At 45.4% G+C, this 23,312-nt stretch carries 26 protein-coding genes; 12 read left to right on the forward strand and 14 right to left on the reverse strand.

What is annotated here, in order from left to right; translation table 11 throughout:
* Positions 1-38: 38 nt before the first annotated feature.
* On the reverse strand, positions 39-497 hold the full coding sequence (nudB, locus tag ACEPPX_RS05700) for a dihydroneopterin triphosphate diphosphatase (protein WP_416623281.1): 459 nt from the start codon (positions 495-497) through the stop codon (positions 39-41).
* Positions 490-1,920 carry a mechanosensitive ion channel family protein gene (locus tag ACEPPX_RS05705; RefSeq protein ID WP_416623282.1) on the reverse strand — a complete coding sequence of 477 codons (1,431 nt, stop codon included), beginning with the start codon at positions 1,918-1,920 and terminating at the stop codon, positions 490-492. Before ACEPPX_RS05705 ends, nudB begins: the two co-directional genes overlap by 8 nt.
* A gap of 286 nt (positions 1,921-2,206) precedes the next feature.
* Here ACEPPX_RS05705 and rpsF point away from each other — a divergent pair, with 286 nt between their 5' ends.
* From rpsF to ACEPPX_RS05745, 8 genes are all read left to right on the forward strand, one after another.
* On the forward strand, positions 2,207-2,590 hold the full coding sequence (gene rpsF, locus ACEPPX_RS05710) for a 30S ribosomal protein S6 (protein ID WP_047761465.1): 384 nt from the start codon (positions 2,207-2,209) through the stop codon (positions 2,588-2,590).
* Positions 2,591-2,597: 7 nt separating this feature from the next.
* Positions 2,598-2,894 (forward strand): primosomal replication protein N, encoded by a 297-nt coding sequence (gene priB / locus ACEPPX_RS05715; protein WP_047761466.1) that lies wholly within the window; start codon positions 2,598-2,600, stop codon positions 2,892-2,894.
* Positions 2,895-2,900: 6 nt separating this feature from the next.
* Positions 2,901-3,131: a 30S ribosomal protein S18 gene (gene rpsR, locus ACEPPX_RS05720; RefSeq protein ID WP_047761467.1), complete on the forward strand. Its 231-nt coding sequence runs from the start codon at positions 2,901-2,903 to the stop codon at positions 3,129-3,131.
* Between the two features lie 18 nt (positions 3,132-3,149).
* Positions 3,150-3,602, forward strand: a complete 453-nt coding sequence (gene rplI, locus ACEPPX_RS05725; protein ID WP_047761468.1) for a 50S ribosomal protein L9 — start codon at positions 3,150-3,152, stop codon at positions 3,600-3,602.
* A 272-nt stretch (positions 3,603-3,874) separates the two neighbouring features.
* The gene (mltB, locus tag ACEPPX_RS05730) at positions 3,875-4,951 is read left to right on the forward strand and encodes a lytic murein transglycosylase B (protein ID WP_416623283.1); all 1,077 of its coding nucleotides are present in this window, start codon (positions 3,875-3,877) and stop codon (positions 4,949-4,951) included.
* A gap of 16 nt (positions 4,952-4,967) precedes the next feature.
* Positions 4,968-7,097 carry a DNA polymerase III subunit gamma/tau gene (gene dnaX / locus ACEPPX_RS05735; protein WP_416623284.1) on the forward strand — a complete coding sequence of 710 codons (2,130 nt, stop codon included), beginning with the start codon at positions 4,968-4,970 and terminating at the stop codon, positions 7,095-7,097.
* A 73-nt stretch (positions 7,098-7,170) separates the two neighbouring features.
* Complete coding sequence (locus ACEPPX_RS05740; protein ID WP_047761471.1) at positions 7,171-7,506, forward strand: YbaB/EbfC family nucleoid-associated protein; 336 nt, start codon at positions 7,171-7,173, stop codon at positions 7,504-7,506.
* A gap of 365 nt (positions 7,507-7,871) precedes the next feature.
* On the forward strand, positions 7,872-8,351 hold the full coding sequence (locus tag ACEPPX_RS05745; RefSeq protein ID WP_047761472.1) for a prokaryotic membrane lipolipid attachment site family protein: 480 nt from the start codon (positions 7,872-7,874) through the stop codon (positions 8,349-8,351).
* A gap of 73 nt (positions 8,352-8,424) precedes the next feature.
* On the opposite strand, the gene trpD is transcribed toward ACEPPX_RS05745, so the two are convergent.
* The 11 genes from trpD to lptF all read right to left on the reverse strand — a co-directional run bounded on the left by trpD (position 8,425) and on the right by lptF (position 17,853).
* Positions 8,425-9,468 carry an anthranilate phosphoribosyltransferase gene (gene trpD, locus ACEPPX_RS05750; RefSeq protein WP_416623285.1) on the reverse strand — a complete coding sequence of 348 codons (1,044 nt, stop codon included), beginning with the start codon at positions 9,466-9,468 and terminating at the stop codon, positions 8,425-8,427.
* A gap of 163 nt (positions 9,469-9,631) precedes the next feature.
* On the reverse strand, positions 9,632-10,216 hold the full coding sequence (locus ACEPPX_RS05755) for an aminodeoxychorismate/anthranilate synthase component II (protein ID WP_416623286.1): 585 nt from the start codon (positions 10,214-10,216) through the stop codon (positions 9,632-9,634).
* A gap of 75 nt (positions 10,217-10,291) precedes the next feature.
* Positions 10,292-10,609: a hypothetical protein gene (locus ACEPPX_RS05760; protein ID WP_047761475.1), complete on the reverse strand. Its 318-nt coding sequence runs from the start codon at positions 10,607-10,609 to the stop codon at positions 10,292-10,294.
* A 53-nt stretch (positions 10,610-10,662) separates the two neighbouring features.
* A complete protein-coding gene (locus ACEPPX_RS05765; RefSeq protein ID WP_416623287.1) occupies positions 10,663-11,424 on the reverse strand; it encodes an endonuclease/exonuclease/phosphatase family protein in 762 nt (253 codons plus the stop codon).
* A gap of 253 nt (positions 11,425-11,677) precedes the next feature.
* A complete protein-coding gene (locus ACEPPX_RS05770) occupies positions 11,678-12,982 on the reverse strand; it encodes an aminopeptidase P N-terminal domain-containing protein (RefSeq protein WP_416623288.1) in 1,305 nt (434 codons plus the stop codon).
* 47 nt (positions 12,983-13,029) lie between these two features.
* On the reverse strand, positions 13,030-13,434 hold the full coding sequence (locus tag ACEPPX_RS05775; RefSeq protein ID WP_416623289.1) for a VanZ family protein: 405 nt from the start codon (positions 13,432-13,434) through the stop codon (positions 13,030-13,032).
* Positions 13,428-13,631 carry a hypothetical protein gene (locus ACEPPX_RS05780; RefSeq protein ID WP_047761479.1) on the reverse strand — a complete coding sequence of 68 codons (204 nt, stop codon included), beginning with the start codon at positions 13,629-13,631 and terminating at the stop codon, positions 13,428-13,430. Before ACEPPX_RS05780 ends, ACEPPX_RS05775 begins: the two co-directional genes overlap by 7 nt.
* 280 nt (positions 13,632-13,911) lie before the next feature.
* The gene (locus ACEPPX_RS05785; RefSeq protein ID WP_416623290.1) at positions 13,912-15,039 is read right to left on the reverse strand and encodes an aminotransferase class V-fold PLP-dependent enzyme; all 1,128 of its coding nucleotides are present in this window, start codon (positions 15,037-15,039) and stop codon (positions 13,912-13,914) included.
* 106 nt (positions 15,040-15,145) lie between these two features.
* Entirely contained in the window at positions 15,146-15,637 is a 492-nt protein-coding gene (locus ACEPPX_RS05790) for a DUF456 domain-containing protein (RefSeq protein ID WP_416623291.1), read from the reverse strand.
* A gap of 39 nt (positions 15,638-15,676) precedes the next feature.
* Complete coding sequence (gene lptG / locus ACEPPX_RS05795) at positions 15,677-16,744, reverse strand: LPS export ABC transporter permease LptG (protein ID WP_416623292.1); 1,068 nt, start codon at positions 16,742-16,744, stop codon at positions 15,677-15,679.
* Positions 16,741-17,853 (reverse strand): LPS export ABC transporter permease LptF, encoded by a 1,113-nt coding sequence (gene lptF, locus ACEPPX_RS05800; RefSeq protein ID WP_047761483.1) that lies wholly within the window; start codon positions 17,851-17,853, stop codon positions 16,741-16,743. Before lptF ends, lptG begins: the two co-directional genes overlap by 4 nt.
* A gap of 217 nt (positions 17,854-18,070) precedes the next feature.
* On the opposite strand from lptF, the gene ACEPPX_RS05805 reads away from it, so the two are divergent.
* Positions 18,071-19,489 (forward strand): leucyl aminopeptidase, encoded by a 1,419-nt coding sequence (locus tag ACEPPX_RS05805; protein WP_416623293.1) that lies wholly within the window; start codon positions 18,071-18,073, stop codon positions 19,487-19,489.
* A 190-nt stretch (positions 19,490-19,679) separates the two neighbouring features.
* On the opposite strand, the gene ACEPPX_RS05810 is transcribed toward ACEPPX_RS05805, so the two are convergent.
* Entirely contained in the window at positions 19,680-20,159 is a 480-nt protein-coding gene (locus ACEPPX_RS05810; protein ID WP_416623294.1) for an FKBP-type peptidyl-prolyl cis-trans isomerase, read from the reverse strand.
* 474 nt (positions 20,160-20,633) lie between these two features.
* Between ACEPPX_RS05810 and ACEPPX_RS05815 the strand changes: the two genes are divergently transcribed.
* From ACEPPX_RS05815 to ACEPPX_RS05825, 3 genes are all read left to right on the forward strand, one after another.
* Positions 20,634-20,924, forward strand: coding sequence for a hypothetical protein (locus ACEPPX_RS05815; protein ID WP_416623295.1), 291 nt, complete (start codon positions 20,634-20,636; stop codon positions 20,922-20,924).
* A 272-nt stretch (positions 20,925-21,196) separates the two neighbouring features.
* On the forward strand, positions 21,197-21,484 hold the full coding sequence (locus tag ACEPPX_RS05820; RefSeq protein ID WP_416623296.1) for a pyrimidine/purine nucleoside phosphorylase: 288 nt from the start codon (positions 21,197-21,199) through the stop codon (positions 21,482-21,484).
* Between the two features lie 131 nt (positions 21,485-21,615).
* Positions 21,616-22,989: an FAD-binding oxidoreductase gene (locus tag ACEPPX_RS05825; RefSeq protein WP_416623297.1), complete on the forward strand. Its 1,374-nt coding sequence runs from the start codon at positions 21,616-21,618 to the stop codon at positions 22,987-22,989.
* The last annotated feature ends 323 nt before the right edge of the window (positions 22,990-23,312 follow it).

A 23,312-nucleotide genomic window follows, 5' to 3' on the forward strand; every position in this document is an offset into this window, starting at 1 on the left:
AATACGCTGTTATTTGTCTATAATTCAAGCGGTAATCACTAACATGATTGGTATTTGGATGGTAAATCCAAAATCGCCTCTCGATTAGAGGGGGAGAATACCAACTTGGCAGCTTCTGATATCGCTAACCATTGATAGCGGGTATGTTCTGCACTTAACCGGATAGCGGTATCAGCCGGGATGCAGGCGGAAAAAACGTGCTCGGTATTGTGGGTTACTCCGGGCGGGTATCTGTGGCGCCAGTGTGCAAAAATTTCATACTCCTGCTGTTGGTGCCAATTGAGAAGCCCGCTTTTTTCCAAAACAATTCCGGTTTCTTCCATTACTTCGCGGCAGGCTGTATCGGCGAGGGTTTCTCCAAGCTCAATACTACCTGTAACCGACTGCCAAAAACCGGGGTTGTCGGCGCGCTCAAGCAATAAGATTTCACCCTGCTCGTTGTGCAGCACCACTAAAACGGATATGGGTTGTTTGAGAGGCTTTGCAGTTTTATTCATTGTTACTTTGTATGTCATTATGCATTGTAGTCGCCAGATCATCAGCCTTTGTTTCGGCGGTTTCATGAACGATCCGTACATCGCGCTGGGGGTAGGGGAACTCGATACCGTTTTCATTAAACTGTTGCCAAATATCCATCAGTATATTTGAAAATAATCCGGCAAAGCCGTTCTCGGGATCTTTAACCCAGAAACCGAGTCGCAAATCAATGCCGTTTTCACCGAAGTTAACCAAAAAAGCTTTAGGAGCAGGATCGTTTTGTATGCGTTCTTGGGCTGCGGCAGCTGCTTCTAGGATGGTCATCGCTTTGTTTAGATCGGTTTTGTAAGCGACTTGTATGTCAATCCCTTGCCATAAAGCCTTTTCGGTATAGGATTCGTTGATAACGGTAGAGGTGACAAATGTTTCGTTTGGAATCAATGCTTCTGTACCACTGGCACTTTTTAATACGACAAAGCGGGAAGTGATTTTAGTTACATAGCCAGTAAAATTGTTTACAGTTAAACGATCTCCCGGGCGGATGGAGCGGTCGCCCAAAATAATAAAGCCGGAGATATAGTTACTGGCGACTTTTTGCAGCCCAAAACCTATGCCGACGCCAAGTGCGCCGCTAAATACCGATAAGACCGTTAAATCAATGCCGACTAAAGGAAGGGCGATTAATACAGAGAGGAAAATCATCACGGTTTTGATGATTTTTGAGAATACGATGCGTAGATTTAAATCAATACGCTCACTATTCATTAAGCGGTTTTCTATAAAGCGTGCCAACCATAAGGCCAATACGATAATAATACCGATCCAGAGCAAGCCGGTAAGTATGGTGTATAGGTTTAGGGTAGTCGCCCCAAGCGGGATTTTGACAGACTTCATGCCGTCAATAATCATGTCGTCGATGCCTGAAATCCAAAATAGAAAGGTAATCCACAAAACGCCCGACATGCTTCGCTCTAACCAGTCCGTATAGCGGTTGGTAGGAAGTGCGGCGTTAATAATGGCAAGTGTGATTCTTATAATCAGTAGCCAGCGTGCGGCCATAACTAATAAATGGAACCATAGTGGATTGCCTATGAAAATAGTCCATAATGAAAGGCTGGCGACCGCACTTGCCAGTAGTATTAAAGGCCATGCGGCGCGTTGGAGCAAATGGCGTAAAAAACCTTGTTGGTTCCTCCGGTAGCGGTTTACCCAATATTGTGCCAGCCAGGCGGTTAGAAAGAGTAATAAAAAACATAACCCCAGCTCAATCCAACTGGATAAATGAGTAAAGCTACGCTCTAAGAGCTTGCTGGTGAAGTATTGCCGGGCAAACAGGCTATTGAAAAATTCCGTGATTCCTGAGCTTCCTGATACGATTAGCTCCGAGGCGCTAACGTTGAGGTAACTACGGAGGCCGCTGATGGAAAATAATGTATTGAGCATAAATAAAATTTCAAAAAATTAAAAAGATGGTAGATGTGTGCGAACGTCATTATTATAACTTGAGATATACATTTATAGCAGAAAGAGGCTGGTGGGCCGGGGATTTCTGTTTCTAAGATTTTATAAGTGAATTGCTTGTTAGTAAGAAAAAGCAGCGCTTTACGGGACGTAATGAAAAAAGTAATGCTTGCGAAAAAGTATTGGTATTGATAAAATATCTCGTTTTCAACCTTGCCTTTTACTTTTCGCATGGTGGAAGGCTGTTTTTAAACCGTAAGGAGATAACATGCGTCATTATGAGATCGTGTTTATCGTTCATCCTGATCAAAGCGAGCAAGTACCCGCTATGGTTGAGCGTTACAAAACCATGATTACCGAGGCTGGTGGTAAGATCCACCGCTTGGAAGATTGGGGTCGCCGTCAATTGGCTTACCCAATTAATAAAATTCATAAAGCACATTATGTTTTGATGAATATTGAAACCTCACCTGAAGTGGTTGAAGAGCTGGAAACGGCTTTCCGCTTTAATGATGCGGTTTTGCGCCATCTTACCATCAAAACCAAACATGCTGTTACTGAAGCCTCTCCGATGATGAAAGAGGAGAAGTCTAAAAGCCTGTTGAATAACAGCGTGGCTGCAGAAACTAAAGAAGAAGCTGCAGAGGCTTAATCCAAGATTGAAAAATCAGCTTGATCTCACTGCTCAAATCATTGAATGTGGCATTTTACGCTATACACCGGCTGGGATTCCGGTGCTGGATTTGGTGCTGAAACATGAATCTTGGCAGGAAGAAAACGGGCAGAAATGCTTGGTAAAGTTTGAACTTCCTGCAAAAATTATCGGTGAGCAAGCTCTGCAGTGGCAATGCCGAAAAAATGATATGGTTGAAGTAAAAGGTTTTCTTGCACAGAGAAGCCAACGCTTTCCAAAACCGGTGTTGCGGATACAAAACATTCAAGAATATAAAGGTTAAACGACAATGGCTCGTCAATCATTCAAACGTAGAAAATACTGCCGTTTTACGGCTGAAAAAATCCAAGAGGTGGATTATAAACAAGTAGACCTGTTAAAAGATTTTATCGCTGAAAACGGTAAAATTATTCCGGCTCGTATTACCGGTACTAAAGCAGGTTACCAACGTCAACTGTCTGTTGCGGTTAAACGTGCCCGTTTTTTGGCACTGTTGCCATACACCGACCAACATAAATAATTGACGGAGATTAGTGAAATGCAAATTATTTTGTTAGAAAAAATCGGTGGCTTGGGCAATTTGGGTGACGTGGTAACCGTAAAAAACGGTTATGCCCGTAACTTCTTGATCCCTACAGGTAAAGCGAAACGTGCAACTGAAGCCAATATGAAAGAATTCGAAGCACGTCGTGCTGAACTGGAAGCTAAGCAAGCTGAAATCCTGGCTGATGCAAAAGCCCGCCAAGAAAAATTAGATGGACAAACGATCACTGTTGCTCAAAAAGCCGGTGTTGATGGCCGTTTGTTTGGTTCGGTAACTAATGCCGATATTGCTGAAGCTATTAAAGCTACCGGTATTGATGCTGCTAAATCAAATGTGCGTTTGCCTGATGGTCCTTTGAAAGCTGTGGGTGAGTATGAAGTTGAAGTTGCTCTGCACACTGATGCGGTAGCAAAAATTACTGTAGCGGTTGTTGCTGCTGCCGAATAATATCTGCTTTAAGTTTAGATATCTCAATAAAAGGCCGTTTGAAATTCAGACGGCCTTTTATTTTGTTTTTTGTGCTGAGTGGCGATGATGATATTTGAATCAAATTATTATCAATTTACCGCTTAAATATCCGGATGCAAAATTTTATTGTATTAATTGGCTATTGTTGCAACATCATTGATTACTATGTGCTGATTCTTTGCTTTAACCGCCTTCTTAAATTTGATACACTTCAGCTACTTTCAACTTGATTGAATTATTTGGATTTATATATGGAAAAAATTGCTGCCTATTTGGCTGCAGCGCTGATTCTGGCTGGCTGTAGTACTTCTGGAAATATTAATAATACTGCTGCTTTGGAAAGCCCGGTTTTGCCTTCGGTTAAACGGCCGGTATTTAGTGATGCTGCCGAATCGGTCGCAATCAGTGGCTTTAATGGCAATGCTAATGTGCAGCGTTTTATTGATTATGAAGTAAGTAGTGGTAATTTTTCACGTAACGAGTTAGAGAATTTTTTTAGTGGTGTTGATTATAAAGGCAATATTATCAACATTATGAATCGCCCCGGTACTTCTCGCCCATGGTACGAGTTTCGTCAAGCTAATGCAGGGGGTAATAGGATTGCCAGCGGTAAACGTTTTTATCAACAAAACCAAGGTGTGATTGATGCTGTCGCACGAAGCTATGGAGTACCTACTGAAATTATCGTTGCCATAGTCGGTATCGAAACCAATTATGGCTCTAATATGGGCAGTTTTCGAGTGGCAGACTCTTTAAGTACTTTAGCTTTTGATTACCCACGCCGCGCAGAATTTTTTCAAAAAGAACTTAATGAATTTTTGTTGATGGCCAAAGCTGAGAAGCGGGACATCTTTAGTTTCAAAGGTAGTTATGCCGGTGCAATGGGAATGCCGCAATTTATGCCGTCTAGTTTTCGTAAGTATGCGGTTGATTATGACGGAGATGGTTTTCACGATATTTGGAATAATATCGGTGATGTCGCCGCTTCAGTTGCTAACTATATGAAAGCCCATGGGTGGAAGGCCAACGGTAAAATGATTGTGCCGGTATCGCTTACTATTAATCAAGAATTGCAAAATATTATTGATGAAAAAACGGAGCTTAGCCGTACGGTTGCCGATTTCAAACGTATGGGGGTGGTGCCCCAAGAGTATGTGGCTGATGACGAAAAAGCTTTGCTATACCGCTTGGAAACCAGTCCGGGAGTATATGAGTATTATCTTGGTTTAAATAATTTCTATGCGGTATGGCAGTATAATCACAGTCGTATGTATGTAACTGCCGTGCGTGACATTGCAAATGGTGTCAGCGGTAATTACCGTCTCTAAATTCAAGCGGAATAATATGGCTTACCAAGTCTTGGCGCGAAAATGGCGCCCGAAAACTTTTGCTGATTTAGTAGGGCAGGAACATGTCGTCAAAGCATTGAAAAATGCTTTAGATAAAGGTCGTCTGCACCACGCCTATTTACTTACCGGTACAAGGGGGGTGGGTAAAACCACTATTGCACGCATTCTGGCGAAAAGTTTGAATTGCGAGCATGCCCATAATGGTGAACCTTGCGGACAATGTACAAGTTGTATGCAAATCGATAGCGGGCGTTATGTCGACTTGCTGGAAATTGACGCAGCCTCCAATACGGGCATTGATAATATTCGTGAGGTATTAGAAAACGCCCAATATGCTCCTACGGTTGGCAAGTATAAAGTCTACATTATCGATGAAGTACATATGCTCTCAAAAAGTGCGTTCAATGCTATGTTGAAAACACTGGAAGAGCCGCCTGAACATGTAAAGTTTATTTTAGCTACAACAGATCCGCATAAGGTGCCGATTACAGTTTTGAGCCGTTGCTTACAGTTTGTTTTGCGCAATATGACAACCCAACAGGTTGCGGAGCATTTGGCTTATGTGTTGACGCAAGAGCAAATTCCATTTGAAGCTCCTGCTTTACAGCTGTTGGGGCGTGCAGCTATGGGCTCGATGCGTGATGCATTGAGTTTGTTGGATCAGGCAATCGCAATGGGATCCGGCAAAGTTACCGAACTAGATGTACGTCAAATGATAGGGGCGGTAGACAAACGCTACTTATATGAACTGCTTCAATATATTGTGAATCAAGATGGTGAAGCATTAGTAGCCAAGGCCCAAGAAATGGCAGCGCGGGCGATCGGTTTTGATAGTGCTTTAAGTGAATTAGCAATGTTGCTGCAACGTTTGGCTTTAGTAAAAACCGTACCTGAAGCGCTGGCAGAAGATCCTGAATATCAAATATTAAGCCGATTGGCGCATTATTTGGGTGCTGAACAAATTCAGCTTTATTACCAATGCGCCATTCACGGGAAGCAAGACTTAAGTCTTGCGCCTGATGAGTATGCCGGCTTTGTGATGACATTGCTGCGTATGTTGGCATTCACGCCGTTTGCGGCCAAAGATCATAATTCGGATGGAGTGATCGAAGGTACTCAGCTGCACTCGACAAAAGGGAGAGATGATACTGAAAAAAAGCTTTTGACCTTGCCTGAGCAGAGTACTTCAGCAGAAAGTCTATCAGGCGGATTGGTTGAAACTGAAACAAAAGCACCATCTGGAGAAAATGAAACTGTGGTGCAGGAAATATCTGTAGAGGCTCCGAAACCAACGGTCGATTTAATCCAGTCGCCAGCTATTACCGCTGAAAAAAAGGATACGAAACAGCTTAGCCAAAACGATATACCGCCTTGGGAAGAGTTACCGATAACAGAGCCATTGCCTACGGAATATCAGACATATGAAACATCGTTGGCACAGCACAATGGTAAATTGCAGCCGGAAAATAATGAATACGGTAATATACCGCCAGAGCGTTCCGAACCTGCTTATGCCGCAGATATTTTATATGCTGATGAATATTCTCATACGGAAACCGTGAGGCAGTCTAGGGAAGAGGCTTTCTTTGATCAGGAGGAAGAGGATTCTCATATAGCCTATAATGAAACAGCTGCTTCTGAAGCATTGATCAAATTAGTAGAAGATGATGAAGATGACAGCGTTGAAGATGAACCTTTGTTTGAGCCACTGCCGTCATTTGAACAAAAAAATTGGGCAGCTATAATCCGTCGTTTGTCCACCAAGCTTGGGGCCGCTCAGATGACTGCATACTATACCGCATGGGTGCGCTATGACGAAGAAAGGCAATTATTGATATTGTCGATGACGGATGAAGGCAGAGCTACCGGAAATAAAGAGCGTTTGGATAAAATTAGGAACGTATTAGCCGATGCATACGGAATGGTACTGCAATTGCAAACAGAGCCATGGCGCGATGAGCAAGGTTGGGAAACACCCGCGATGCGACGCAAACGCTTACAGATAGAAGGCCGCCAGCACGCTAAGACCTTGCTGGAGGCAGACGAAGCGGCGCAAAATATTCTGAATTTATTTTCTGCGCAGTGGCGCGAAGATACTTTAGTATTGGCAGGTCAGGATAGTTAATTTTTAATGTCGTTTGAATTTTAATTTCCAAAGTCAGTATAGCTAATCGAATAACACTATAGGAGTTTAATTTATGTTCGGAAAAGCCGGATTGGGCGGTTTGATGAAGCAAGCCCAACAAATGCAAGAAAATATGAAAAAAGCACAAGCGAAATTGGCAGAAACCGAAGTGAGTGCCGAAGCAGGTAATGGTTTGGTGAAAGTGACCATGACTTGTAACCATGTTTTGCGTAAGCTGGAAATCGATGAAAATTTGATTAAAGAAGCTGTAGACGACAAAGAAATGTTGGAAGACTTGATTTTGGCAGCGATCAATAATGCAGGTGAAAAAGCTGAAGAGACTACTAATAAAACGATGGGAGCGTTTACCCAAGGCTTACCGGCGGGTATGGGAGATTTCTTTAAATAAGTTGCGATTTTAATATGCAAGGCCGCCTGATAAGGAGCAGATCTTCTTTTCAGACGGCCTTTTTCTTTAGTATTTTATTTGGAAAAGCTCTGAGTTACTTTCAAAATGGAGAATTAGGTTAATAGGGTGTGTGCCAGATTGGCAGATTCATTAAAACCATATTATTAAGACGGCGGGAGAAGTTAAGGTAATCGGTAAAAAACAGGTTATTAACCGGATAGTAAGCCGCGCTATAGTACAGGTGTTGTGCCATTGTTTTAATAATTTATAGTATTTATATGATATTGTTGCAATTAGGTTGAAAAAAATACCGCTTGTTGCGCTACATATGGCTTGCGTGAACAAACCTGATTATAATAGCAACCATGAAAAAACATATCCCCCTCTTATTCGTATTGGCGGCACTTGGCGGCTGTAGTTCTATTTACCTGCCTACGTTGAAAGAAGTGCCTGTTCGCCCGACTAACGTGGAAGCGTCTGCCGGTGAATACCGCTTGGCAGCAAGCCATTGGTCGGATGTGTCTAAAATCCGTGATGAAGCCACACGCTTAAGTTATCAAGTCAGCCAGGGACAGCTCACAAAAGTTCAGGCTGCCCAATATCTGAATCGTTACCGTATTCAGTTGGTTGGTCGCAATGCAGTAGATGACAGTATGTATGAAGTGTATCTGCGTTCTGCGGTAGATAGTCAGCGCGGTGAAATCAGTACAGAACAATCTAAGCTTTATATTCAAAATGCGTTACGCGGTTGGCAGCAGCGTTGGCCCAATATGCGTAATAAACCGAAAAATCCAGCTTTTACAAACTTCCTAATGGAAGTAATGAATATGAAGCCGTTACAATAATCTGTTAAAATAGTGAAATAAGAAGCCGTCTGAATTTTCAGACGGCTTCTTATTTTTAGGTTTGGTTTTACTTTTATTTTTCGGCTTGGGAGACCAAGCTTTGAGTAGTTTGAATGAATTCCTGCCGTTTTTGCAAAGCTTTGCCCGAGTCAATGGCTGTGTGGGCGGCTGCTACACCCGCCTCCAATGATTCTACTGCATCAGCAGCATAAAGTGCTGCTGCGGCATTCAATATAACGATATCGCGGGCAGCTCCCGGTTTGCCTTTCAATACATTGTCCATCATCGTCAGTGATTCGGCGGCATTATTTACTTTGATTTGGTTTAGATTTTCATATACCGGAAGGCCGAATTGCGTTGGAGAAATATTGTATTCATGAACCATACCGTTTTTTAGCTCAGCAATATGGGTGGAGCCGGTGATGGTAATTTCATCCAGACCATCGCTACCGTGTACGACTAAAACATGCTTGGATCCCAGTTGTTGCAAAACGCGGGCCAAAATACCGACTAAGTCGATATGAAACACGCCGAGTAATTGGTTTGGTGCACCGGCTGGGTTGGTTAACGGGCCTAAGATATTGAAGATAGTACGTATTCCCAAGGCTTTGCGTACAGGGGCTACATAATGCATACTCCGGTGGTGATTGGGAGCAAACATGAAGCCCATACCCGTAGTATTGATACAGTGGGCAATATCTGTAGGAGCCAAGTTGAGTGAAGCTCCCATTTGCTCCATGATATCGGCGGCGCCGCATGATGAGGATACGGAACGGCCTCCGTGTTTGGCAACTTTTGCTCCTGCCGCCGCAGCCACAAACATAGCGGTAGTCGAGATATTAAATGTACGCGCACCGTCTCCTCCTGTACCGACTACATCAACCAAGCCCTGGGTGTTTTCCAAGGGAACCGGTGTGGCAAATTCGCGCATAACGGCTGCAGCCGCTGAAATTTCCGAAACGCTTTCTACTTTGATACGTAAGCCCGTTAGGATGGCGGCAATCAGTTCCGGAGCGACTTCACCGCTCATGATTTGCCGCATCAGGCTGGTCATTTCGTCGTGGAATAATTCGTTATTGCTAAGTAGGCGGTTTAGTGCTTGCTGAGGAGTAATCATAATATTTTCCAAAGTATTGATAAGTTTGCGGCTGAGGCAGAAATAGCGGTGATTGAAACTGGTGATAAAAATCAGAACATATCTTACCGCTTGAGTTTTTTAGTTTTTGTTTTGCATAGGTGCGTTAGTTTAGGCCGTCCGAGCGGTTTCAGACGGCCTATCTTTATGTGGTTGGTAAAGTTTTAAATTCATTTAGAAAATTATTTAGCATGTCATGTCCGTGTTCTGTGAGCAGTGCTTCCGGATGGAATTGTACGCCCTCCAACGGATATTCTTTGTGGCGGACACCCATAATTTCCTGATCCTCCGTCCATGCGGTGATTTCCAAGCATGCAGGCAGTGTATCGCGTTCAATTACCAAGCTGTGGTAGCGGGTACAGGTAACGGGGTTGGGTAGGTTTTGGAACATACCCTTATTATGATGGGATACTGGAGAAACTTTGCCGTGCATCAGGGTTTTAGCTCGGATGATGTTGCCGCCGAATGCTTCTCCTATAGCTTGATGGCCGAGGCAGATTCCCATAATCGGTAATTTGCCGGCAAAATGTTTGATAGCGGCTACTGAAATACCGGCTTCTTTCGGTGAGCAAGGGCCGGGGCCGATGACAAGGTAGTTCGGGTTGATGGCGGCAATTTCTTCAATTGTGATGTCATCGTTGCGGCGGACTTCGACTTTTTGCCCGAGCTCGGCAAAATATTGCACGATGTTATAAGTAAAACTGTCGTAGTTATCAATCATTAAAAGCATATTGGTTGCCTGCGGTATGATTTATCGGCGGGTATTATTGTGTGCTGTACGTTTGAAAGTACGATTATAGCGCGTTTAACGGACTATGTTCAGATTGCTCGGATCATTGATAAAACGCCACATGGCTTCTTCATTTTTGAACACGCCTTTGCGTATGATGTAAACCAGCTCTCTTTTAACTTGGGTATCTGCCGGGCGTCGTACAACCTGCATACCGTTGTTGTGTGCGGCCATTTCTAAAAACTTTGCGGCAAATTTGGGCTGATGCAGGCGCGCTGCTGCAAGGGGATGCCGTTCGATATAGTCGTTTAAGCCTTTGCTGCTGTCTTGGTAGGTTTGGCCTTTTTTATCGATGAATGCAACAGTAAATGGCATGCGTCGTAAGTAATCCATGGTGTGTCTTCGTCGGTATCGTGTTTTTGTATAGGTTAGCGTTAAATAGCGGTTTAGGGAAGGCGGGGGAGGACTTTGGCCGAAAGGGGCAGGTGGTCGGATAAGGCCTGCCAAATTTTGCCGTTGTGGATTTGTGCATCAAGGATGCTCAGGTTTCGCGTATAGATACGGTCCAAGCTTAACACAGGCATGCGGGCAGGAAAGGTTTTTGGCCGTTTACCATGAGCTACGACGAATACTTCGTCTAAATTGAGTGCGCTGCCAAAGGAAATACAGGATTTGTGCCGCCAGTCGTTAAAGTCACCCGCAATAACCAGCGGGCTCATGGGATCAATATGTTTGCTGACATAATCGAAAATCGCATGATACTGTTTGATGCGGTCGGGCTCACGCAGATTGAGATGTGCGCACAAGCATACGAGCGGGAGCGGCCAATCTTCGGGATGGATTTCGCAATGTAATAGACCGCGCTGCTCCATTTTATTGACGCTGATGTTGAAATTACGGCGCGTTGTTATCGGCATGTGGCTTAGAATGGCGTTGCCGTGGTGGCGTTTTTTGTAAGCGGCATTCTGTCCATAGCTGCTGTTGAAGGCTAGGCGGTCGCTGATGATGTCGTAATGGGGCTGTGAGGGGAAAGTATCGATTTTGAATTGTCGGTTGAGATTTTCGCCTTGTACTTCCTGTAAAAATAATATATCGGGGTGGAGGCCTTCTAGGGCATCTGCCATTAGTTCGATTTGTACTTTACGATTAAGCGCCGACATGCCTTTGTGCATATTGTATGTGGCGATAATCAGGGGAGAGGCTGACATGGAGGAACTCCGTGCTGGTGTTTATTGGCAGACACTTAAGATGTCTTTCGATACGGCTGGTTTAATACGGTTTGCAAATATAAGGGGAAAGAGCAGTAGCGGCGATTTTTTTATGCCAGAACGCTTTCAGACGGCTGTATAATTGTATTTATATTCGTTATTAAATATTTTAATAATAATGAAGTTATTTTTAATGGCCGTCTGAAAAATTCAGACGGCCTATCATGTGCTTAAATTTACCGGTTTTGCAACATCAGCACATCAGTGCTTCAATCTCTGCAATGGTTTTGGGTACTTCTGCAGTATAGTTTTCTGCGCCGTTTTCGGTCACCAAAATATTGTCTTCAATACGGATACCGATATTATGGAAATGGGGCGGGATATCGTCTGCCGCAGCAATATACAACCCGGGTTCGATAGTAGTGCACATGCCGGTTTGCAGCAGCAGGGGATTACCATCACGCCAACGGCCGCCGACATCATGTACATCCAGCCCGATCCAATGTCCTAGCCCGTGCATATAAAAGCGTTTGTAGGCTTGTGATTCGAGGTTCTCATCAAGGCTGCCTGAAAGTAATTTCAAATCTATCAATCCTTGGGTGAGAATATTGAGAGCGATATTGTGTATGTCTGCCCAATTTGCTTGCGGTTGTACGGCTGCAATAGCGGCTTGGTTGGCGGCAAGAACGATTTCGTAAACGTCTTTTTGGGCAGAGGTAAATTTACCATTTACCGGGAAGGTACGGGTAATGTCGCCCGCATACATTTCATATTCGGCACCTGCATCGATAAGCAGTAAATCTCCGTCTTGCAGAATATCTTTGTTTTCCACATAGTGCAGGCAGCATGCGTTTTTACCGCCGGCAACAATACTATTGTAAGCGGGAAAGCGTGCTCCGTTGCGCATAAAATCGTGCAACAGTTCGGCTTCGATTTGCATCTCGCTGATTCCGGGTCGGGTTTTCTGCATGGCACGGATGTGGGCTTGGGCACTGATGCTGCCCGCTTTTTTGAGTAGGGTGATCTCGTGCGGGTCTTTTATCAGGCGCATGGGGGTAAGTAGGGCCGCAAGATCACCGAGGTTGTCGGGGGCGCGGGTACATTCGCCGAGCATGCGTTGGCCGGCAGTTTGCTGCACATGATGCCAATGTTTCAGTAGGACGCGGTCATGTTCGGGATTTTCGCCCCACAAAGCGAATAGGCGGCGTTTGTTGAGAATGGCTTTTTCTATATGCCGGCTAAACTCTTTGATACTGTGGGCGGCATCAAAATGAAATTCTGCTTGTGCCGCATCCGGGCCGTAACGGAAACCATCCCAAATTTCACGTAAAGCATCTTTTTCCCGGCAATAGAGTGTGGACGTTCCGTTGGCGCCGTCTAATACGATGACTGCTTCCGGTTCGGGAAAGCCGCTGAGATAGTGGAAATAACTGTTTTGCCGATAGGGAAAGTGTGTATCGTTACTGCGGGTTTGTTCTGCGGCGGCAAATAAAACGGCAAGGCCGTCGTTGCCGATTTGTTGTAATAAGTGTTCGCGGCGTTGTAGGTAAATGGTCATGGCAGACTTTCTTATCTTAAGGCCGTCTGAAAGCAGACGGGGTGATGTTAGTGGGTTTTGTGATGATGGCTTGTGTATATGTTGCGGTGTGCGTTTTGTACTTTTTGCGCTAGCCATAAGGCAGTTGTCGCACCAGCAATATCAGCTATTGCATCCAGCCAATCACCTTGGCGCGTGTTGGTAAACAAGGCCTGCGCGGTTTCGGTGACGGCAGCTAAACATACGGCAGTAATAACCAAACTCCGTATCGGAATGTTGTACCTTTCGTTCAACCATATTTTGGATAGAAGCCAAAACTGAGCAAAAAATATAGCGAAATGGGCGATTTTATCAAAATGGGGAAATGGAGCCGTGCCGCCGGATGATTCTTGCAGTAGTTGGTAGAGCATGGCTGTCAGCCATAAGACTGAAAAAAGTAGCCAGCGGTTACGGGGGATGGTTGGAGTCAGCATTCTTCGTCCAACCAAGTTTGGCAGATTGTAGCCAAGCGGGAAAATTTTCCGCCGCGTGCAGCCAAGATGTCACGCCAGAGGCTCACTTCTTCGGCGCCGGGTGCTTCGTCTAAGCTGCATTCGTAAAGCCAAAAATCCAGGGTTTCAGCTACCGTTCCGGGGCTTTCGGTGCGGAATAAATCAAGTAATTCTTGCATAGTGTTGTGGTAGGGCAATATTGGAAATGAACCGGCTTATTTTAACGTAGTTTGCCTTCTGGTGTTAAGGATATGCCGGAAAGGCAAGGTAAATGATTTTCAGACGGCATTATTTTCTTGAAGTGGGTAGCTTAAGTATATAGAGGGTTTGTAACAGCTTACTTTTGCCGTGTATGCAATTGAAAAAACAGTACCACTTTGGTGATGTGCATATTTGAATAAAGGCCGTCTGAAAATAGTTTTCAGACGGCCTTCGATTTATATCAGGCAATTGGCAGCATTATTTTACTTTTGCCAAAGTTTCTTCAAATAAGGCGACTGTGCGGTCAATATTTTGTAACTTGTCTAATCCGAACAGCCCCAAGCGGAATGTTTGGAAATCACTGCGCTCGCCGCATTGTAGTGGTACGCCCGAGGCAATCTGCATACCTTCGGCGATGAAGGCTTTGCCGTTGTGGATATCGGCTTTGTCTGTATAGCTGACAACGACCCCGGGAGCTTCGAAGCCGGGAGCGGCTACACTGACAAATCCTTCGCGCGCCAGTAAGGCACGCATTTTCAGGCCGAGTTCGGTTTGTTTGGCTTTTAGAACATCGAAACCGATGGCTTCGGCTTCTTTCATAACATCGTGCAATACCATCAGCGCGTTGGTAGGCGGTGTAGCATGATAGGCATGGCCACCGTTTTCGAAAGCTTCCATAATTTGCAGCCATTTTTTCAAATCCAGGCTAAAGCTGTCGGATTCGGTTGCCTGTACTTTTTCATAAGCCGCTTGGTTTAGCATTACCAAACCGCAGCATGGAGCGCCGCTCCAGCCTTTCTGCGGAGCGGAAATTAATACATCAATTCCCAGTTGCTGCATATCCAGCCAGATACAGCCGGATGCAATACAGTCGATAACCAGCAGGCCGCCGACAGCGTGTACGGCATCTGCTAAAGCTTTGATATAGTTATCGGGCAGCATAATGCCTGATGCGGTTTCTACATGAGGCGCGAATACTACGGCCGGGCGGTATTCGGCTATTGCGGCGGTGACTTCCTCAATAGGCGCAGGAGAAAAAGGTGCTTGTGTTTCATCGGCCTGCCGAGCGGTGAAAACACGAGTTTCGGCTGCAATCGCACCTTTTTCAATAATTTGGCTCCAACGGAAGCTGAAAAAACCGTTTCGAATCACCAAACATTTTTCATTACGGGCCAGCTGGCGTGCAACGGCTTCCATACCGCTGGTGCCGCTGCCGGGAATGACGGCGGTATGTTGTGCGCCGTAAACTTTTTTCAGTGTGGCGGAAATATAGCGGAAAGCCGTTTGAAATTTTTGCGACATATGGTTTAAAGCGCGGTCGGTATAAACTACCGAATATTCAAGCAGGCCGTTTTCATCGATTTCCGGGCGTGGCAGAGTGGTCATCTGTTTCTCCATTTTTGTTGGTGTGTTTGCAGATATTAACATTGTTGGCGGTATGATAAAAGGCCGTCTGAAACGTGTTCAGACGGCCTTGGGAAAATCTGTCCTGTTATTGGAAAAGGCTGATGATTCCCATTACTGCCAAAGTGAATATGATGGTCAATGCACAACCGAGTTTGGCGATAACGCCGACGATAAAGCCGATAAATGTGCCCAAGCCGACTTTCCCTGCAGAGAGCAAGTCTTTTCGAGCCCAAAATTCACCAATGCCGGCCCCTACCAATGGCCCAAGCAGCAAGCCTGGCAGGGAAAAAAATGCACCTGCTATGCCACCGATCAAAGCACCCCAAACAGCAGTTTTGCTGGCACCGGTAAATTTGGCACCAAGCATACCTGCTACATAATCCATGACGGTTCCCACCGCGGCGACAATGCCGAGGAATATCAAAGTAGCGGTACCGATAATCTGATAGTCGCCTGCATAGGCTATCAGCCATGCGCCGGCAAACATCAGACCTAAACCGGGGATGGCGGGATAAATCGTGCCAAGTAAGCCGATAAGCAGTGCAATCAAGCCAAGAATAATGAGAATGCTGAACATAAATTTGCTTTCTGTATCAGTAAATGTAAATAAGGCGGTTTAGCGTTTTTCCTGCCGGCGGATGAGATATATGCCCAAAACAGCGAATAATATTGTCGGCAGCATGGCGGCAATAAAAGGCGGTACGCCGTAAAGTTGGCTGGTAAAACCGAACAGACGGCCTGCAAAGTGAAAGCCCAGTCCCAAGCATATGCCGAAAAACAGTTTCAGCCCCATGTTGCCGTGCCGTGTCGATTGGGGGGTAAATGCCAATGCTACCAAGGCCATCACCATGGCTGCCAGCGGATACATTAATTTACGCCACCAGGCGATTTCATAGGGGCGGGTTTGCTGTTGGTTGTCTTTCAGATGGCTGATGTAAGTTGTGAGTGCGGATACCGACATTTGTTCGGGTGAAATCAATAAAACATCAAGCAGATTGTTTTGCAGGGAAACGGGCCAATTTTGTTCGGGCTGTTTTTCCGCAAGAATCCGGTCGTTGCCAATGACGCTGCGGCGAACGTTTTTCAGCTGCCAGCTGCCGTTTCCCGGGCGGGCTGATTCGGCTTCCATGGCTTCAATCAGGCGGAACTGATCGTCGTGCCGCCAAATTTTAATACCCAATAAAGTATGGTCGGGCAGCATTTCGCGGACATTGATAATATTATTTTGTTCTTTAAGCCATAAACCTTGGCTGCCCGTGCTGATTTTTCCGTTTACGGCGCCGGCTTTCATATTTTCGGCATAGCGGTTGGCCGCGGGTGCCAGCCATTCGCCCAATACGGCTGTGGCCAGGGCAAAAATCAAACCAAATTGCAGCAAAATGGTAATCAGCTTGCGGGTGCTCATGCCACTGGCTTTCATAACGGTCAGTTCGCTGCCGGAAGCCAATTGGTTCAGCGCAATCAGGCCGCCTATTAATGCGGCTAAAGGCATTAGTTCATAGGCATGTGCCGGAACCTGCATAAAAATATATTGCATCATTTTCATGCCGGTATAGCTGCCTTTGCCTACATCTCCCGCTTCGCTGATGATGTCGAAAAAACTGTATAAGGCCAAAAGGGCCAGTAGGGCATAGAGTGCCGATATGGTAAGTTGGCGGATAAGGTAGCGGCTTAGAAGCATCATTGTGCATCGCCTTTCGTACTGTTTTTCAGAGCCTGCCAAAACGGCTGTGCAGGCATACTGCGCACATGCAGTAAAGCAAGTGCGGCCGCCAGCATCAGTATATGCAGCGGTAATAGCCCTATCCAGAAATTGAGTTTGCCGTCTTCAACGGCATTGCGCAGAAAAGTAAGGCCGTTTTGATAAATCAGATAAAAACCAATGGCAAACAGAATATTATAGGTGTGGCCGGTACGCGGGTTGAAATACGATAACGGAATGGCCAGTATGCTCAAAATCAATATGCTGATAGGCAGAGACAAGCGCCACATTAATTCCGCCTGATGTTCGGGATTGTTACTGCCGATAAGCTGGAGGGTCGGAATAGTACGGCGGTTGGAAACGGGGTCGATAATCTTCGGCGAGGTACTGATAATCAGGCTGAGTTTTTCAAATGAAACCTGATTGTAGTCGGCTTGGCCGGGGGTACCGCTGTAACGTATGCCTTGCGTGAGCTCTAAAGTACGCTTGTTGTCGTTTAAAGCAAATGAACCCTCTTTGGCGAATACAATGTTATCGCGGCCTTTGCTGTCAGTTTCACGCAGAAATAGGTTTTTCATTACCCCCGAATCAGTATCGAAGGTTTCGACGAAATACACCCGGCCGTTACTTTTACCCAAAGCACGGAATTCCCCGGCTTCTATCATTGAGAGCTCCTGTTTTTGTTTCAAAAGCTCGGCATATTCGCGGCTGCGCAGCTCTGCCCACGGTATGATAAACAGCTGCATCAGGGTAAGCAGTATGGCAAACGGCACGGCGAAACGCAAAACAGGATTAATCCACTGCTTTAGTGATAGGCCGCACGAGAGCCAAACCGACATTTCACTGTCGCGCCAGTAGCGGGTTAAAACCGTAAGGGTGCTGATGTAGGCGGTAAGTACCAGCAGAAGCGGTGTCATACCGACTACCCAAAAGCCGACCAGTGCGACAACCGCATCGATGGCAACCCGGCCGTCTGCGGCGCGTCCCAAAAGATTGATAGCTTGCGTGGAGACCAGTACGGCCAACAGCACCACGAAAATTCCGACTGCCGTAAATGACAGTTCTTTGATAAAGTTGCGTTGGTAAATCATATATTAATTAACGGCCGGGAAGATTTGATACGGCGATGGTGCAAGGTTCTGACCGTGTTCGGGTAAGATGCGCCGTATCAGTATCGTTTATGCAGGCTTTCAGGCGGCCTGTCGAATAGGGTACAATCAACCACAGCCGTTTTCCTGTTTCAGACGGCTTTTCCGTTTTGCGGAGCCTTTGTCTGAACATACCGTGGATTTGATTAGGAGATTAAGCGTGGAATTTAGCACAAAAGTTGAAAAATTGCAGCCGCAACAAACAGGCGCGTTGTTATATGTGTGCAGTGATGCTTGCCCGTGTGCCCAATCCGGCAGCAATGAAACCGCTAAAGCACTTTGTGCTTCTTTAGAAGAGGGACAGGTTTTTGCCGAGGCCAAATTGCCTGCGGGTGAAGGTTTTCAGTCGCTGGCAGTGGTGCGCTTGAAAGATGAAGAGCGGGCTACTTTGGATAAAGCCGCAGCCGAAGCTGCCGCGTGGGCGCAAAAGCAGCATGAGGTACATGTGGATGTGGGGGCATTTGATGAAGTGGAGGCTCCGCGCGTAGCCGAAGCTTTTGCGGTGGCATTAGGCATGGCGGTTTACCGTTTTGACCGTTATAAAAAAGAAGCCAAACCGGCAAAATTGGAAAAAACCGTGTTTTATCATGGTAGCGAAGATTTAAGCGGTGCAGTTGCCGTAGCGGAAGCTCAAGTTTACGGTATGCGTATTGCTAAAGACCTCGGAAATGCAGCACCGAACGAATGTACTCCCGAGTTTTTGGCTGCAACAGCAAAACAAGAAGCGGCCAAGCTGGGAGCGGGTGTAAAAATCCGTAAAAAAGACTTTATCAAAGAGCATATGGGTGCGTTTTGGGCGGTAGCGAAAGGCAGCCGTCAAAAACCTTATCTGATTGAACTGAGTTACCATGGTGCCGCTGATAAAGATGAAGCCCCTGTGGTTCTGGTGGGTAAGGGTATCACGTTTGACAGCGGCGGTATCTCGCTCAAGCCCGGCTTGAATATGGATGAGATGAAATTTGATATGTGCGGTGCGGCAAGCGTAATCGGTACATTTTGTGCCGCCGTCAAATTAAAGCTGCCGATTAACTTGGTGGCGGTTGTGCCCACTTGTGAAAATATGCCATCGGGCGGCGCCAACAAACCGGGCGATGTGGTTAAAACTATGAAGGGCCTAACGGTAGAGGTGTTGAATACAGATGCCGAAGGTCGTTTGATTTTGTGTGACGCACTCACTTATGTGGAGCGTTTCAAACCGCGTGCCGTGATTGATGTCGCTACCTTAACAGGGGCATGTATTGTGGCATTGGGTCATGATGTCAGCGGTTTGATGGGTAATAATCAGGAGTTGGTCGACAGTTTGTTGGCGGCCTCGTTGGAGGTGAATGATAAGGCTTGGCAGTTGCCGTTGTTTGACACCTATAAAGAGCAGTTGAAATCACCCTTTGCGGATCTGGCGAATATCGGCAGCCCCGGAGCGGGTACGATTACGGCAGCTACGTTCTTATCTTACTTTACCGAAGATTATCCGTGGGCTCATTTGGATATTGCCGGTACGGCCTGGAAATCAGGTAAGGAAAAAGGCGCAACCGGCCGCCCCGTACCTTTATTGCTGAATTACCTGCAAAACCTTGCATAATTTATTTTGATCATAACAGGCCGTCTGAAAATACAGATGGCTTGTTTACTTATGATTTATGTTTAAAAAGTAATGAAATATTCGGATTTTTATTATCGTTGAAATATTCTTTTTTATAACATGTGCGGTTAAAAATGCCGTCTGAAAAAGTTTCAGACGGCATTGGTATTTTTAAGATAGGGGCAAATGCTTAGTGGTGGTGTCCGTGTGGACCGTGTACATGACCGTGCTCAATTTCTTCGGCTGTCGCATCACGTACGCTGTCAACAGTTGCTTTAAAGCGGATTTTCATCCCTGCCAGCGGATGGTTGCCATCTACTACGGCTTTGCCATCGGCAATATCGGTTACACGGTAAACAAACACATCGCCGGTTTCGGGATCATCTGCCTCAAACATCATGCCGACTTCCACCTCTACGGGGAATACGCTTAAGTCTTCGATGCGAACCAATTCGGGATCCTGTTCGCCGAAGGCGTCATCGGGAGAAAGTACGACATCGACTACATCGCCGACATCTTTACCATGGAGTGCTTCTTCAACCAACGGGAAAATACCGTCGTAACCGCCGTGCAGATAGGCAATAGGTTGTTCGGTTTTATCAATGAGCTGGTCGTTGGCATCAAACATTTCATAGTGCAGGGTAACGGCTGAGTTTTTTGCAATAGCCATGAGGTATCCTCTCGGAGTAGGTGAATAACATACTAATTGTAGCATACGAAATCTATATAAAAGGTTTCTTTGCGGGTATGTAAAGCGGTGCCGGTGTCAAAAGAAATACCCATGAAAATTTTTGTATGTTGCTTTTTCGCAACTTTTGTAAAAAAGATAACAAAAGAAACAGAACCTTTGCAAAATTATCAATTCTTTTAAAAATTAATATAACTAATTGAAAAAATAGATTAAAAAAAGAGTTTGGGCAGTTGTTTCGAATAAAAGGGGTGATTTTATGTGAACTTATGCCGTCTGAAGGCACACTAAAAGAAACACAACCTACGGCAACCTCAATCAGCATGATTGCGTTGGCGTGGGGCGTGCGGCATAATTGCTGAAAATTCAGTCATGGATTTGTAATATGGCCGTGCAATACTGACCGGCCAAATTTTAGTTATCTTTAAAATTGATCAATAAAGAAGGTTAATGGAAATGAAAAAATCATTGTTTGCTGCTGCCCTGATGTCTTTGGTATTGGCTGCTTGTGGCGATAGCGCTACTAAAGCTACCGAAGCTGCTGCTTCTGCTGCTTCTGCCGCTACCGAGGCTGCTGCTTCTGCCGCTTCTGCTGCTACCGAAGCCGCTTCTGCTGCTACTGAAGCTGCTGCTTCTGCTGCTACTGAAGCCGCTTCTGCTGCTGATACAGCCGCTACTGCTGCTGCTTCTGCTGTTGAAGCTGCTGCTTCTGCTGCTACCGAAGCTGCTTCTGCTGCTACTAAATAATCTATCCGAATATAGATTGCAAAGCAGGATACTTCTAGTATCCTGCTTTTGTTTTGCCTGCTATATGTAAAAGGCGTGGGCAAAATATGTGAATGAGAGTGGTTTTAGGTAAGGTTTGAATCTGCTTATCCGGCTTTTATTATGATAGTAGACAAGTAAAATAGATATTTGTTGGTAAAAGTAGGGTTTCAGATATCGGATAAAGGTATTTAATAAACATATTGGCAAAATAGTAGATATCGTAACTTTTGGAGAAAAATAGAGAGAAAATTATGTTGAAAATCAATCAGTATTTCGACGGTAGAGTTGCCTCTATCGGACTGCAAACCGAAACCTTACCGGCAACGGTCGGAGTGATGGAGGCGGGAGAATATGAGTTCGGTACCGACGATTTTGAAACAATGACAGTAATCAGCGGTGCGTTAACAGTTAAATTGTCCGGTTCGGATGAATGGCAAATATTTTCCGCGGGGGAAAGTTTTACCGTTGATGCAAACAGCAAATTTCAGCTGAAAGTAGCGGTAGATACTGCTTATTTCTGTACTTACGGTAAATTGTAAATATCCTCCATAATATGGGTTTCAGACGGTAAAAATATGGTAAATGAATATAAACAAACATAATGCTTTAATATTCTTTTGATTACTTTTAATTGATGCCGTCTGAAAAATTTGATTTAGGGAAATGACAAATGTCGCTTAAGCAAAAGCTGCAACAAATTTTATCTCCTGTTGAATTGCCTGAAGATACGGAAGCTTGGTTAACCGATCAGCGCCGCCGTTATACGGGGCGGGCTGATGCGGTAGTACAGCCTGCCAGTGTAGAAGGTGTACAGGCACTGATGCGCTTTTGCTATGAAAACCGTATTCCGGTTACGCCACAAGGGGGCAATACCGGTTTGTGCGGGGCGGCAGTTCCGGATGGCGGGGTATTGTTGAATTTAAGCAAACTCAACCGAATCCGTCAGATTAATTTGTCCGACAATGCCATAACGGTAGATGCGGGTGCCGTGCTTCAGAGTGTTCAGCAGGCCGCCGCCGCCGCCGGACGTTTATTCCCTTTGAGCTTGGCTAGTGAGGGTTCTTGTCAAATCGGCGGTAACATTGCTTGTAATGCAGGTGGTTTGAATGTATTACGTTACGGCAGTATGCGTGATTTGGTGTTGGGATTGGAGGTGGTGCTGCCCGACGGTACGCTGATATCGCATTTACAGCCGTTGCACAAAAATACTACGGGTTATGACCTGCGCCATTTGTTTATCGGCAGCGAAGGAACGCTCGGCATTATTACGGGAGCGACTCTGAAATTGTTTGCACAGCCGCAAACTGTCGAAACTGCTTGGGTGGGCGTGGAAAATATTGATAGAGCCGTTGAATTGCTAACTTTGATTCAGGGGTGTTTTGCCGAACGCTTGTGTAGTTTTGAGTTGGTCAGCCGCTTTGCGCTATCTCTGTCTGCCGAATTTAGTCGAATCCGCTCGCCTGTAGATGCCGAGTGGCATATTTTGTTGGAATTAACCGATTCTATGCCGCGAGATGACTTGGGTAATTTGCTGGCTGAGTTTTTATATGAGCAAGGTTTTGAAAATGCCGCTTTGGCGAAGTCACAATCAGAGCGGGCCGATTGGTGGAAATTGCGTGAAAATATTTCAGCGTCGCAGCGTAACTTGGGTGCCAGTATCAAGCATGATATTGCCGTACCGATTGCACGCGTAGCCGAGTTTGTAAACGGTTGCGCTTCTGCCTTGGAAAAGGTGTTTACTGATATCCGCATTGTCGTATTCGGGCATTTGGGTGACGGCAGCCTGCATTACAATACTTTCCTGCCTGACGTATTAAGTAATGAAGTATATGCTTATGAAGATGCGGTAAATGCTATTGTGTATGAAAACGTATTGGCCTGCGAGGGAACCATTGCTGCCGAACACGGTATCGGTCAAGTAAAAAACCATTGGTTGCCGCGTGTTCGTACCGATGCGGAAATTGCTTTGATGCGTATGGTAAAGGCGGCATTGGATCCACATAACTTGCTTAATCCGGGCAAATTATTACCGCCGAAAATATAATCACTATTTTACTGCCGCAGATTGAAAATATATCCCGATTAGAATGGTGAACAGGGTATTCTTTTGAGATGTAAAAAGGCCGTCTGAAATTTTTCAGACGGCCTTTTTACGTTTGGAACCAAAGCAGATGGGTTGGTATACGGGGAAACTTTTGAAATATGTTAACGCGCGTAATTTATTTATTTTACGCTTGTAGAAAAGTGATTGCCAGCATTCGGAACGCTTGTTTTTTAGACTACATTTTGTTTCATGATGTAAGTCAATAAAGTAATTTTATTTCGTTTTTATGTATTAACCGTGCCATATTGTGGTGCTATGCTAAA

The sequence above is a fragment of the Neisseria sp. S1 genome (assembly GCF_048060015.1).
Classification (GTDB): Bacteria; Pseudomonadota; Gammaproteobacteria; order Burkholderiales; family Neisseriaceae; genus Neisseria; species Neisseria arctica.